The 12,256-nt window shown below is 68.4% G+C and carries 13 protein-coding genes; 8 read left to right on the forward strand and 5 right to left on the reverse strand.

Annotated features, from left to right (window positions below):
- From ACTB72_RS16935 to ACTB72_RS16945, 3 genes are all read right to left on the reverse strand, one after another.
- Window positions 1-140: ATP-binding cassette domain-containing protein (locus tag ACTB72_RS16935; protein WP_463038199.1), on the reverse strand; the 140-nt coding region annotated here is incomplete at its 3' end.
- The gene (locus ACTB72_RS16940; protein ID WP_463038188.1) at window positions 133-906 is read right to left on the reverse strand and encodes an ABC transporter ATP-binding protein; all 774 of its coding nucleotides are present in this window, start codon (window positions 904-906) and stop codon (window positions 133-135) included. The genes ACTB72_RS16940 and ACTB72_RS16935, both read right to left, overlap by 8 nt.
- A 79-nt stretch (window positions 907-985) precedes the next feature.
- Window positions 986-2,167 carry a substrate-binding domain-containing protein gene (locus tag ACTB72_RS16945; protein WP_463038189.1) on the reverse strand — a complete coding sequence of 394 codons (1,182 nt, stop codon included), beginning with the start codon at window positions 2,165-2,167 and terminating at the stop codon, window positions 986-988.
- 194 nt (window positions 2,168-2,361) lie between these two features.
- Between ACTB72_RS16945 and upp the strand changes: the two genes are divergently transcribed.
- From upp to mbfA, 5 genes are all read left to right on the forward strand, one after another.
- A complete protein-coding gene (gene upp, locus ACTB72_RS16950) occupies window positions 2,362-3,006 on the forward strand; it encodes a uracil phosphoribosyltransferase (RefSeq protein WP_463038190.1) in 645 nt (214 codons plus the stop codon).
- Between the two features lie 118 nt (window positions 3,007-3,124).
- Window positions 3,125-4,045, forward strand: a complete 921-nt coding sequence (locus tag ACTB72_RS16955; RefSeq protein ID WP_463038191.1) for a pirin family protein — start codon at window positions 3,125-3,127, stop codon at window positions 4,043-4,045.
- Window positions 4,046-4,168: 123 nt separating this feature from the next.
- Window positions 4,169-5,311 carry an acyltransferase family protein gene (locus ACTB72_RS16960; protein WP_463038192.1) on the forward strand — a complete coding sequence of 381 codons (1,143 nt, stop codon included), beginning with the start codon at window positions 4,169-4,171 and terminating at the stop codon, window positions 5,309-5,311.
- A 151-nt stretch (window positions 5,312-5,462) separates the two neighbouring features.
- Entirely contained in the window at window positions 5,463-6,536 is a 1,074-nt protein-coding gene (recA, locus tag ACTB72_RS16965) for a recombinase RecA (RefSeq protein WP_463038193.1), read from the forward strand.
- A gap of 147 nt (window positions 6,537-6,683) precedes the next feature.
- A complete protein-coding gene (gene mbfA / locus ACTB72_RS16970) occupies window positions 6,684-7,661 on the forward strand; it encodes an iron exporter MbfA (RefSeq protein ID WP_463038194.1) in 978 nt (325 codons plus the stop codon).
- Between the two features lie 102 nt (window positions 7,662-7,763).
- Here mbfA and ACTB72_RS16975 read toward each other — a convergent pair whose 3' ends face one another.
- Together ACTB72_RS16975 and ACTB72_RS16980 are read right to left on the reverse strand one after the other, a co-directional pair.
- The gene (locus ACTB72_RS16975) at window positions 7,764-8,156 is read right to left on the reverse strand and encodes a DUF4870 family protein (RefSeq protein ID WP_463038195.1); all 393 of its coding nucleotides are present in this window, start codon (window positions 8,154-8,156) and stop codon (window positions 7,764-7,766) included.
- A gap of 344 nt (window positions 8,157-8,500) precedes the next feature.
- The gene (locus ACTB72_RS16980) at window positions 8,501-9,715 is read right to left on the reverse strand and encodes an NADP-dependent isocitrate dehydrogenase (protein ID WP_463038196.1); all 1,215 of its coding nucleotides are present in this window, start codon (window positions 9,713-9,715) and stop codon (window positions 8,501-8,503) included.
- Between the two features lie 461 nt (window positions 9,716-10,176).
- On the opposite strand from ACTB72_RS16980, the gene ACTB72_RS16985 reads away from it, so the two are divergent.
- The 3 genes from ACTB72_RS16985 to ACTB72_RS16995 form a co-directional block, all read left to right on the forward strand.
- A complete protein-coding gene (locus ACTB72_RS16985) occupies window positions 10,177-10,719 on the forward strand; it encodes an HD domain-containing protein (protein ID WP_463038200.1) in 543 nt (180 codons plus the stop codon).
- A 96-nt stretch (window positions 10,720-10,815) separates the two neighbouring features.
- The gene (locus ACTB72_RS16990; RefSeq protein ID WP_463038197.1) at window positions 10,816-11,643 is read left to right on the forward strand and encodes an RNA methyltransferase; all 828 of its coding nucleotides are present in this window, start codon (window positions 10,816-10,818) and stop codon (window positions 11,641-11,643) included.
- A gap of 181 nt (window positions 11,644-11,824) precedes the next feature.
- On the forward strand, window positions 11,825-12,256 hold a 432-nt coding region (locus ACTB72_RS16995; protein ID WP_463038198.1), incomplete at its 3' end, for a hypothetical protein.

Here is a 12,256-nt window from a genome sequence, read left to right on the forward strand (position 1 = left end):
GTGGTGGTCTTGCCGGCGCCGTTGCGGCCCAGCAGCATGGTGACGCCGCCCTCGGGAACGTCGAGATCGACGCCGTGGAGAATGTGGTAGCGGCCGATATGGGTGTGCACGCCTTCGAGGCGGAGGAGGGGGTCAGGCATCTTCGTCCTCGGTCAGATCGCGGCCGAGATAGGCCTCCTGCACCACGTCGGAGCGCATGACGGCGGCGGGTTCGCCATCCGCCGCAAGCTGACCATTGTGCAGCACGATGATGCGGTCGGCGAGCTGGGCGATGACGTCCATCTTGTGCTCGACGAGGAGGATCGCGCGGCCGGCGTCGGCTTTCAGCTCCGCGATCAGGTCGAGGACCACGGGGGCCTCGTCGGCGGACATGCCCGCGGTGGGTTCGTCGAACATGTAGACCAGCGGGTCGAGGGCGATGAGGATCGCGACTTCGAGTTTGCGTTGGTCGCCATGCGACAGCGCGGCGACCGGCTGGTCGGCGAGCGCGGCGAGGCGCACGCGGGTCAGGATGGCGTCGGCCTCTGCGGTCAGGGTGCGGTCGTCGACGGCGAGCGAGAACAGGCGGAAGCCGCGGCCGGCCCTGGCCTGGCAGGCGAGGCGGACGTTTTCGCGCACCGTGAGGTTCGGGAACAGGTTGGTCAGCTGGAAGGCGCGGCCGAGGCCGGCGCGGGTGCGGGCGGAGGCGGAGGCGCGGGTGATGTCGCGGCCGGCGAGGCGCACGGTCCCGGAGGTGGGGGGGATCTGGCCGGAGATCAGGTTGAAATAGGTGGTCTTGCCGGCCCCGTTGGGCCCGACGATGGCCACGAGCTCGCCCGGCGCGAAAGCGCAGGTGACGCCGTCCACCGCGACATGGCCGCCGAAGCGGACGGTCAGGCCGGTGGTTTCGAGGATGGGAGAGGCCATGCGGTGCGGTTCCTCGCGGCGGGGGGCGGCAGGCCCGACCCCGGGAGGGGCCGGGCCTGCCGGGCGGGCCTGCGCCCGCTCAGTTCCGGATCGGGATCGGCAGGTCCTCGATGGTCAGTTCGCGGACGAGCTCAGGCACGCCGTAGTCGACGCCGTCAACCACCACGGTCTTGAAATGATACATGGATTGCAGGGCCTGGTGGTCCTCGGGGCGGAAGCGCATCAGGCCCTTGGGGGTCTGCCACTCCATGCCTTCCATCGCGGCGATCAGATCCTCGGCGTCGGTGGAGCCGGCCTTCTTCAGCGCCTCGACCACGGCGATGCCCGCCGCCATGCCGCCCGCGGTGAAGAAGTCGGGCGGAGACGAGAAGCGGGCCATATGCTCCTTCACGAGCCAGTCGTTCACCGGGTTCTGGGGGATGTCGTGATAGTAATAGGTCGCGCCCTCCATCCCCGGCAGCTCCTTGTAGGCCTTGAGGGCGGCGAGGATGTTGCCCCCGGTCGCGATCTCCACCCCGAAGCGGGACGGGTCCATGGCGTTGATCTTGCCCATCGGGTTGCCGCCGCCGGCCCAGATGATGAAGAGCTTCTTGGACTTGGCGTCGACGCCGTCCATGGCCTGGAAGATGCGCTCGGCCGCTGCGGTGAAATCGGTGGTGTCGGTGGGGACGTATTCCTCATGGACCAGTTCGGCGCCGGTGCCGGCGAGCGCCTCCTTGAAGGCCGAGACGCCGTCGCGCCCGAAGGCGTAGTCCTGGGCGAGGGTGGCGATGGCCACGCCCTCGGCGCCGATGGCGATGGCGTTGGCGACCGCGTCCTGCGAGGAATTCCGCCCGGTGCGGAAGACGAAGCGGTTCCAGTTCTCGCCGGTGATCGAGTCCGCCACCGCCGGCTCCACGATCAGGATCTTTTCGTATTCCTGCGCGACGGGGAGCATGGCGAGCGCCACGCCCGACGACACCGGGCCGACGGCGAGGACGGCCTCGTCGTCGCCATAGGCCTCGGCCAGCAGGGCCTTGCCGATGTCGGGCTTGAGCTGGGTGTCCTTCTCGATCACCTCGATCTTCTGGCCCAACACCTCCATCGTGCCGCCGGTGGCGTATTCGAGCCCCATCATCAGGCCGGTATGCGACTGGGCGGCATAGGCCTCCAGCGGGCCGGTCTTGCCGTAGACATGGGCGATCTTGATCTGGGCCTGGGCGGCGGTTCCGGCGACGAGGCCGACCGCGACCAGGGCCGCGGCGCGCGCGAGTGCGTGCATGTGGTTCCCTCCCTGCTGTTTGCGGGTTCCTGGCGCGCCGCGCCGGCCCCGTTTCGGGAGCGTATGGGCGGGCCGTCGGCGATGGCAAACGAAGTTTTCGCGGCGGACGCGACGCGGCCACCGCCGCCCTGCGGCTCGACGCCGGGCCCGAGCGCTGGCATAGCTGGCCCGAGCAGTCAGACGGAGCGCCGCATATGTCCGAGCCCACCTCCCCGCATCTCACGCTGGTCGATCACCCGCTGGTCCAGCACAAGCTGACCCTGATGCGGGCGAAGGAGACCTCGACCGCCGTCTTCCGCCAGCTGCTGCGCGAGATCAGCCTGCTGCTCGGCTACGAGGCGCTGCGCACGCTGCCGCTGACCGAGATGGTGATCGAAACCCCGATGACCGAGATGAAGGCCCCGGTGCTGGCCGGCAAGAAACTGGCGGTGATCTCGATCCTGCGGGCCGGCAACGGGCTGCTGGACGGGATCCTGGAGCTGGCGCCCTCGGCCCGGGTCGGGTTCGTGGGACTCTATCGGGACGAGGAGACCCTTCAGCCGGTGCAGTATTACTGCAAGGTGCCGAGCGACCTGGCCGACCGGCCGGTGCTGGCGCTGGATCCGATGCTGGCGACGGGGAATTCCTCGGTCGCCGCGGTGGACCTGCTGAAGGCCAAGGGCGCGCAGGACATCCGGTTTCTGTGCCTGCTGGCGGCGCCGGAGGGCGTGGCCCGGATGAAGGCGGCGCATCCCGACGTGAAGATCGTGACCGCGGCGCTGGACGAGCGGCTCAACGACAAGGGCTATATCGTGCCCGGCCTCGGCGATGCGGGCGACCGGATGTTCGGGACCAAGTAGCCCGCATCGTTTCCATTCCGGACGCTATCCGTCGCTTCGCGGGCCTCTGTTCCGGGGCGGGGCGGGGCTCTATCTCGAGGGAACGCTCCAGCCGGAGCCCCGCCGAGGAGCCGCGCCCATGTCCATCCGCCCCGTGAAACGCGAAGCCGCCGCCAGGCCGACCATGGAGGGCGCGGGCGTCCATCTGCACCGCGCCTTCGGCTTCGGCGATCCGAAGGAGGTCGACCCGTTCCTCCTCTTCGACGATTTTCGAAATGACGTGCCTGAGCTCTATCGCGAGGGGTTCCCCTGGCATCCGCATCGGGGGATCGAGACCATCACCTACGTGCTGGCGGGCCAGGTCGAACATGCCGACAGCCTCGGCAACCGCGGCACGCTGGGGCCGGGGGACGTGCAGTGGATGACCGCCGGGTCGGGCATCATGCATCAGGAGATGCCGAAGGGGAACCGGCAGGGGCGGATGCACGGGTTCCAGTTGTGGGCCAATCTGCCGTCGCGCCTGAAGATGACCACGCCCAACTACCAGGACGTGCCGGGGACCGAGATCCCGGTGCGCACCGACGATGACGGCACGGTGATCCGGGTGGTGACGGGGGACTGGCGCGGCATCCGCGGGCCGGTCGACGGGATCGCGGCGGATCCGCGGTATCTGGACGTGTCGGTGCCGCCCAACACCCGCAAGCGGATCAAGGTCGAGGTCGAGCGCCACGCCTTCGCCTATATCTTCGCGGGGGCGGGGACGTTCTCGGGCGCCTCGAAACCGTTCGGGGTGCTGCTGGAGAAGGAATATCAAGGCGAGGAGCTGAACATCCGCGACCTTTCCGGCGACCGGACCTTGGTGGTGTTCGACCGCGGCGACGAGGTGGAGATCATCTCGGGCCCCGAGGGGGTGCGGTTCCTGCTGGTCTCCGGCAAGCCGATCAAGGAGCCGGTGGCCTGGCATGGGCCGATCGTGATGAACACCCGCGCCGAGCTGGAGCAGGCGATGAAGGATCTTCGCAACCGCAGGTTCATCCGGGAGAGCGCCAAGGGGATCTGAGGCGCGCGGCGCGCATCCTCGGCGGGCGCGCGTCGCGCTATGACGCATTGATGGGTATGGCGGACCTTGTTAAAAATCGACCCGTCTTGATCTCCCTAAAGGTTGCCGAGGAAGATTTGCTGCATGTTCTCATCTTCCATCAAAGACAGAGAAGCCTCCATTCCTGGAAATGCCACCGGCTTTGACTACATGCGGCTGGCGCTTGCGGTATTTATCTTCCTCTGGCACAGCTATCTGGTCGCCTATGGTCGATTTGAGCAATTGCAGCTTTGGGACACGATTTTCGGTGATCTCGTTCGTCTGGTGCTGCCGATGTTTTTCGCCCTCAGCGGGTATTTGGTGGCCGGCAGCCTTGAGCGCACGAAGACGCTGTTTCAGTTCGCGGGAAACCGCGTGGTCCGCATTTTTCCGGCGCTCACCATGGAGGTTCTTCTCTCCGCCTTCGTGCTCGGTCCGCTGGTGACGTCGCTGCCGCTTTGGCAATATTTCTCCGACTGGATGTTTTTTCGCTACCTTTTCAATATCTTCGGGTTGATTTCCTACTTCCTCCCGGGTGTTTTCGACACCAATCCGGGGCCGTGGACCAATCTCTCGCTCTGGACCGTGCCGTTCGAGCTGGAATGCTACATCGCGTTGATCGGCCTCGCCTGGCTCGGCCTGGTCAAGCGAAGCAAGCGCTTCATTCTGGTGCTGCTTCTCGTACAGATCGCGCTGCCGCTTCTGGAGGCGATCTACCCGGACATGACGAAGACCACCACGGTTTCGGGCCGCTCGCTGGTGATGTCGTTCCTCTGGGGCGTCGCGATCTACATGTATCGCGACAAGATCCCGTACTCTTGGAGCCTCTGCGCCGCGATGGCCGGGCTGATGACGGCGTGTTCGATCGCCGGGGCGAACTACTACATCTACTGCGCGCCGGCGGCCTACGTGACCGTCATGCTGGGACTGACCACGCCCAAGCATGTGAAATACGTGTTTTCCGGCGACTACTCTTACGGCATGTACCTCTATGCGATGCCGTTTCAGCAATTGGCGGCGTGGGCGTTTCCCGGCGCGCGCACCTGGCTGGAAAACGTATTGATCTCGTTCCCCATGATTTGCCTGTTCGCGTTCTTCTCCTGGCATCTGGTGGAGAAGCCGATCCTGTCGCGCCGCAAGTCGATCATCGGAGTCTTCGAGCCGCGCTGGGACGCCCTTATCGCTTTCCTCGCCAAGCCCCCCAAATCAGGTCCTGATGACCCCCCGCCGCAGGGGGGCGCCGCATAACGGATTTTTAACCATCGCCGCCCAACCTGTCCCGGGTCGGATTTTCGCTTTGTTCCTGATAAGTTCTCGTGTAAAACACGAGGAACGCATCAAGAACGACCCCGCCCGTTGGACAACGTCCCGCGGCTGTGGGAAACAAGGGTGACAGGCAATGGCGCAGAACGTTCTCGAACTCACGGGCAAGGGCGGCATGGACAAGAAGAAGGCGCTCGAAAGCGCGCTCGCCCAGATCGAGCGCAATTTCGGCAAGGGATCCATCATGAAGCTGGGCGAACGCTCGGTGATGGATATCGAAGCGATTTCAACAGGTTCCATCGGGCTGGATATCGCGCTCGGCGTCGGCGGGCTGCCCAAGGGCCGGATCATCGAGATCTACGGCCCTGAGTCGTCGGGCAAGACCACGCTGGCCCTGCACGTGATCGCGGAAGAGCAGAAGAAGGGCGGCATCTGCGCCTTCGTCGACGCGGAGCACGCGCTCGACCCGGCCTACGCCCGCAAGCTGGGCGTGGACGTGGACGAGCTGCTGATCTCGCAGCCCGACGCGGGCGAACAGGCGCTGGAGATCACCGACACGCTGGTCCGCTCCGGCGCGGTGTCGGTGGTGGTGGTCGATTCGGTCGCGGCCCTGACGCCGAAGTCCGAGCTCGAGGGCGACATGGGCGACAGCTCGCTCGGCGTCCAGGCGCGGCTGATGAGCCAGGCGATGCGCAAGCTGACCGGCTCGATCTCCCGCTCCGGCTGCATGGTGATCTTCATCAACCAGATCCGCATGAAGATCGGCGTGATGTTCGGCTCGCCCGAAACCACCACGGGCGGCAACGCGCTGAAGTTCTACGCCTCGGTCCGCCTCGACATCCGCCGCATCGGCGCGATCAAGGACCGCGACGAGGTGGTCGGCAACGCCACCCGCGTGAAGGTGGTGAAGAACAAGGTCGCGCCGCCGTTCAAGCAGGTCGAATTCGACATCATGTATGGCGAAGGCATCTCCAAGACCGGCGAGCTGATCGACCTCGGGGTCAAGGCCGGGGTGGTTGAGAAATCCGGCTCCTGGTTCTCGTTCTCCGATCAGCGCATCGGGCAGGGGCGTGAGAACGCCAAGACCTTCCTGAAGGAGAACAAGGACGTGGCGATGGAGATCGAGGACAAGATCCGCGCCGCCCACGGCCTCGACTTCCAGGGCTCGGCCGATGACGGGCCGGGCGAAGAGGATGTGCTGGAGGGCTGAGCCCTTCCGCCGGCGGGTTTCAGGGGGCTGCGCGCAGGCGCGGCCCCTTTTGCGTTTCGGGAGAGGGGCGCGGGGGGGGCGCCTTGCGCTTGCATCGGGCGGGATCCAGTTTAGAATGATTCCAGATTAGATGCCCGAGGGGTTCCCATGTTCGGTCTCGCCACCGCCCGCCGCCGATTCTCCGACCTGGACGAATCCGAGATCCTGGCGCTCGCCATTTCGTCCGAGGAGGACGACGCCCGCATCTACGCGACCTTCGCGGCAAGGCTGCGGGCCGAGCATCCGGCCTCGGCCGCGGTGTTCGACGGCATGGCGGCGGAGGAGGACCAGCACCGCTCCCGCCTGATCGAGGCGTTCAAGGCGCGTTTCGACGGGCCGATCCCCCTCATCCGGCGCGAACATGTGGCGGGCTGGCTGGCGCGGCGCCCGATCTGGCTGTCGAAGAGCCTGAGCCTCGAGATGCTGCGCGGCGAGGCGCGGCGGATGGAGCAGGCGGCGGCGACCTTCTATGAGCGCGCGGCGGGTCAGAGCTCGGACCCCGACACCCGCAAGCTGCTGGGCGATCTGGCGGCGGCGGAGCGGGGCCATGAGCGGACCGCGGACGCGCTGGCCGCGGCGCATCTCGACCCCGAGACCCGTGAGGCCGAGGACGAGGCCGACCGCCGCCGCTTCATCCTGACCTGGGTGCAGCCGGGGCTCGCGGGGCTGATGGACGGCTCGGTCTCCACCCTCGCCCCGATCTTCGCCACCGCCTTCGCCACGCAGGACCCATGGGTGACCTTCCAGATCGGCCTCGCGGCCTCGATCGGGGCGGGGATCTCGATGGGGTTCACGGAGGCCGCGTCGGATGACGGGGTGATCTCGGGGCGGGGCTCGCCGTTGAAGCGGGGGATCGCGGCGGGAGTGATGACCACGCTGGGGGGGCTGGGGCATGCGCTGCCCTACCTGATCCCGGATTTCACAACGGCCACGACCATCGCCTTCATCGTGGTGTTCATCGAGCTCTGGGCCATCGCCTGGATCCAGAACCGCTGGATGGAGACGCCGTTCCTGCGCGCCGCAATGCAGGTGGTGGTGGGCGGCGCGCTGGTGCTGGCGGCGGGGGTGCTGATCGGGGAGATCTAGGGGCGCCGCGGCAGACGACCCGACGGCGGAGCCGGGGCGCCCGCGGCGCGGGGGGCGGGGCGCGCCCGGCGGGGACGTGTCCGGCGCCGGGCGCGGCCGCGGTCAGGCGACGAAGCCGAAGCCCTCGGGGTCGCGCACGGGTCGGTCGTCGAGGGCGGCGAGCAGGCCGGTGATGAAGCGGGCCAGCGCCCAGACCACCCAGATCGCCAGCACGGCGTAGCCGACCAGCACGATGGCCAGCAGCCCGCCGATCACGCAGGCGGCGAGGCCGATCCAGAACGAGCGGATCTGGAACTCGAAATGGCTGGCGGAGAGCGCATCGGCCTCGCCTCGTTTGGCGTAGGCGAGCACGAGGCCCGCCAGCGCGCAGATCGGCAGGAAGAAGCCTGCGAGGTAAAGGGCGTAGACGATCTTCACGATGTCGCGGGCGCTGTATTTCGCCGGGGCGCGGGCGTCATGGGGCGTCGTGGGGGCGGTCTCGTCGCTGTCGGTCATCTCGCGTCTCCTGCGTCCGGGGGGCGGCGCGCGAGCGGGGCAGGGGCCGGGCCCGGTCCGCCTCGCGCGCGCCGCGACATGGCTCTGCGCAACATATAGGGCGGAATCCGGCCCTGACGCGGCGGACGGGCGCCGGTTCCGCGATCTTCGCCGTCCGGTCGAGGGCGGGAGACGGCGCGCCCGGGCGCCCAAGCCGCCCTGCGCCGCGGGCGCCCGGGAACAGCCCTCGGTCCGTCGGGCGCGGCGCACGGCTCGGCCGGGCGCCCGGACCCCCAACCCGGAACCGCAAACGGCCCGCGCGTTTCCGCACGGGCCGTCCGGTCAATCCAAAACGTCCAGTCGGCTCAGCCGGCCAGCGCCTTGTCGAGATTCTCGGCCACCTTCTCGAGGAAGCCCATCGTGGTCAGCCACTTCTGATCCGGACCCACCAGCAGGGCGAGGTCCTTGGTCATGTCGCCGGCCTCGACCGTATCCACCACGCATTTGTCGAGCGCATCGGCGAAGGTCATCAGCGCCGTGTTGCCGTCGAGCTTGGCGCGGTGCTTCAGGCCGCCGGTCCAGGCGTAGATCGAGGCGACGGAGTTGGTCGACGTCTCCTTGCCGGCCTGGTGCTGGCGGTAGTGGCGGGTCACGGTGCCATGCGCGGCCTCGGCCTCGACCACCTTGCCGTCCGGCGTCATCAGCACCGAGGTCATCAGGCCGAGCGAGCCGAAGCCCTGGGCGACGGTGTCGGACTGCACGTCGCCGTCGTAGTTCTTGCAGGCCCAGACATAGCCGCCGGACCACTTCATCGCGCAGGCGACCATGTCGTCGATCAGGCGATGCTCGTAGGTGATGCCGGCCTTCTTGAACTGGTCGACGAATTCGGCTTGGTAGACCTCTTCGAAGATGTCCTTGAAGCGGCCGTCATAGGCCTTGAGAATGGTGTTCTTGGTCGAGAGATACACCGGCCACTTGCGCAGCAGGCCGTAGTTCATCGAGGCCCGGGCGAAGTCGCGGATCGAGTCGTCGAGGTTGTACATCGCCATGGTGACGCCGGCGCCGGGCGCGTCGAACACCTCGCGCTCGATCACCGTGCCGTCCTCGCCCACGAACTTGATGGTCAGCTTGCCCTTGCCGGGGAAGCGGAAGTCGGTGGCGCGATACTGGTCGCCGAAGGCGTGACGGCCGACCACGATGGGCTGGGTCCAGCCGGGCACGAGCCGGGGCACGTTCTTGCAGATGATCGGCTCGCGGAAGATGACGCCGCCGAGGATGTTGCGGATCGTCCCGTTGGGCGAGCGCCACATCTGCTTGAGGCCGAATTCCTCGACCCGCTGCTCGTCCGGCGTGATGGTGGCGCATTTCACGCCGACGCCGACTTCCTTGATCTTCTCGGCCGCGTCGATGGTGATCTGGTCGTTGGTGCGGTCGCGCTCTTCGATGCCGAGGTCGTAGTAGAGCAGGTCCACGTCCAGGTAGGGCAGGATCAGCTTCTTCTTGATGAAGTCCCAGATGATCCGGGTCATCTCGTCGCCGTCGAGCTCGACGACGGGGTTTTCGACCTTGATCTTGGTCATGCGGCTCTCCATTGGCCTCGGCCCGGGCGGGGGCGGGGAGACCGCGCCGGGAGAGGTGTCCCCGGACGCGGCGAATGCAATCGGTATGCAGCGGAATACAATCGGGCGGGCGGGGGCGCAAGCGCACGCCGCGCCGGAAGGCTCCATCGCATCGCGGCGTGACGCCGCGACGGGGGCGACACTAGCACCTCAGGCGCGCGCTTCGAGGGGCGAGAGCGTCTGCGGCGCGGTTTTTTGCCGAGAATGCGAGGCGGATTCACCAAACCCGCCGCGGATGCGGTTTGCGTTCGGCGCGGCGCGGGGGCAGAACGTCGCCTCACGCGAAGGAGCCCGCCATGCCCGAATTCGCCCAAGCCTCCGAATCCGCCCGGCCCCCCCGCGATCCGGCCGCGCCGCGGTTCGTGCAGACGCCGCTCGCCTTCGATACCGCCGACCCGACCGAGCGTCGGCTGGCCTTCCTGATGGAGGCCGACCGGCTCAAGGACGTGGAGCGGGCGGGCCGCGTGGCCGGCGGGCGGCGGGAGAATTCGGCGGAGCATTCCTGGCATCTGGCGCTCTACGCCCTGGCCTTGGGGTCGGAGGCGGAGGCGGGGGTGAGCCTCGACCGGGTGATCCGGATGCTGCTGATCCATGACCTGGTGGAGATCGACGCCGGCGACACGCCGTTCCATGGCGCGAAGCCCGCGGATCTGGAGGCGAAGGAGGATGCGGGGGCCGCGCGCCTCTTCGGTCTGCTGCCCGAGCCGCAGGGGGCGGAGCTGCTGGCGCTCTGGCGCGAGTTCGAGGCGGCCGAGACCCCTGACGCGCGCTTCGCCAAGGCGCTGGACCGCTTGCAGCCGGTGATGCTGAACCTCGCCACCGGGGGCGGCACCTGGCCGGATTTCAAGGTGAGCGAACATCAGGTTCTGGATCGCTGCGGCCCGCCGATCGCCGGCGGCGCGCCGGGCCTCTGGCCTCGGATCCGCGACCGGATCAAGGCGCATTTCGCCGCCCTCGCCGGCTGAGCCGGGCGCAGGCGTAGGCCGCGCGGTCCCGCCTCCGGGCTTGCCCTGCGGCGCGGCGCGGCGTAACCGCGCCCCGGAATGCAGGAGACGACGACGATGAGCGGCACCGACAGCGCCAAAATCCCCGTGACCGACGCCGAGCAGCCGGTGTTCGTGCTGGTGCGCCCGCAGCTGGGCGAGAACATCGGCGCGGCGGCGCGCGCCATGTGGAATTTCGGGCTGGACCGGATGCGGATCGTCGACCCGCGCGACGGCTGGCCCAACCCGCGGGCCATCGCGCTGGCCTCGGGCGCGAGCCATGTGCTCGACCGCATGGCGCTGTCGGAGACGGTGCCGGATGCGCTCGCCGATCTGGAATACGTCTACGCCACCACCGCGCGGCCGCGCGAGCTGACCCGTCAGATCTTCACCCCCGAAGGCGCGATGCGCGACGCCTATGAGCGGATCCGGGCCGGCCAGAAGGTCGGCGTGATGTTCGGGCCGGAGCGGACCGGGCTGGAGACGGAGGATGTGGTGCGGGCGCAGGCGACGATCTCGGTGCCCGCGAACCCGGCCTTCGCGTCGCTCAACCTCGGGCAATGCGTGCTGCTGACCGGCTACGAATGGCGCCGGCAGGCCAGCGCGCTGGAGCATGAGGTGTTCGAGACCCAGAAGGGCGAGATCGCGACGCGGGTGATGGTGGACCGGATGATCGAGCATCTGGAGGCGGAGCTGGAGGGCGCGGATTTTTTCTATCCGGAGGCCAAGAGCCGCTCGATCCGCCAGCATATCCGCAACCTCTTCTCGCGCGCGCCGCTGACCGACCAGGACGTGCGGACCATGCGCGGCGTGATCCGCGCGCTGGCGGAGGGGCCGAAGCGCCTGCGCACCAGGGCGTTGCAGGCGACGGAGCGGGACGCGGCGGACGGCGAGGCCGAGCGCTGAACCCAGGGCGCTGAGCCCAGAGCCCAGAGCGCTAGCGGGAGGCGAGGCCCCTTCGCCATGCATTCGCCGGAATGGCGCCTTCTGATCGCGGCGATCCTGCGCTAGAGCATCCTGTCCGTCCCGGGCGTCGCGCCGGGGACGTCGGCGTCGCCATCGCGCGCCGGAGAGGGGGAGAGCCATCATGAAACGCATCGCGCTCGCGGGCTTCGCGCTGACCCTGGGCGGCGCCGGTTGCGCGCCGATCGCGTCGCAAAGCTATTACGAGCCGCGCCATGAGCCGGTCTATGCGGCGCGGCCGTCCTATGGGGTGGTGGTGGTGCGCGAAACGTATCGGCCCTCCTACTGGCCGGGCTACTGGAGCCGCGGGCTCGGCTACCCCGACCCGCGCTACGGCTACCGCGACGATCACCCCCGTCATGACGGCCCCCGTCACCATGGCGGCCACGGTCGAGACGATGACCATGGCGGGGGCAAGGGCGGCGGCAAGAACGATGGGCCGCGCGGCGGTCGTCCTGACCGTGACGCAGGCAGGGGCGATGCGGGCCGGGGCGACGCGGGCCGGGGCGACGCGGGCCGGGGCGACGCGGGCCGGGGCGACGCGGGCCGGGGCGAC

This window comes from Albimonas sp. (assembly GCF_055129145.1).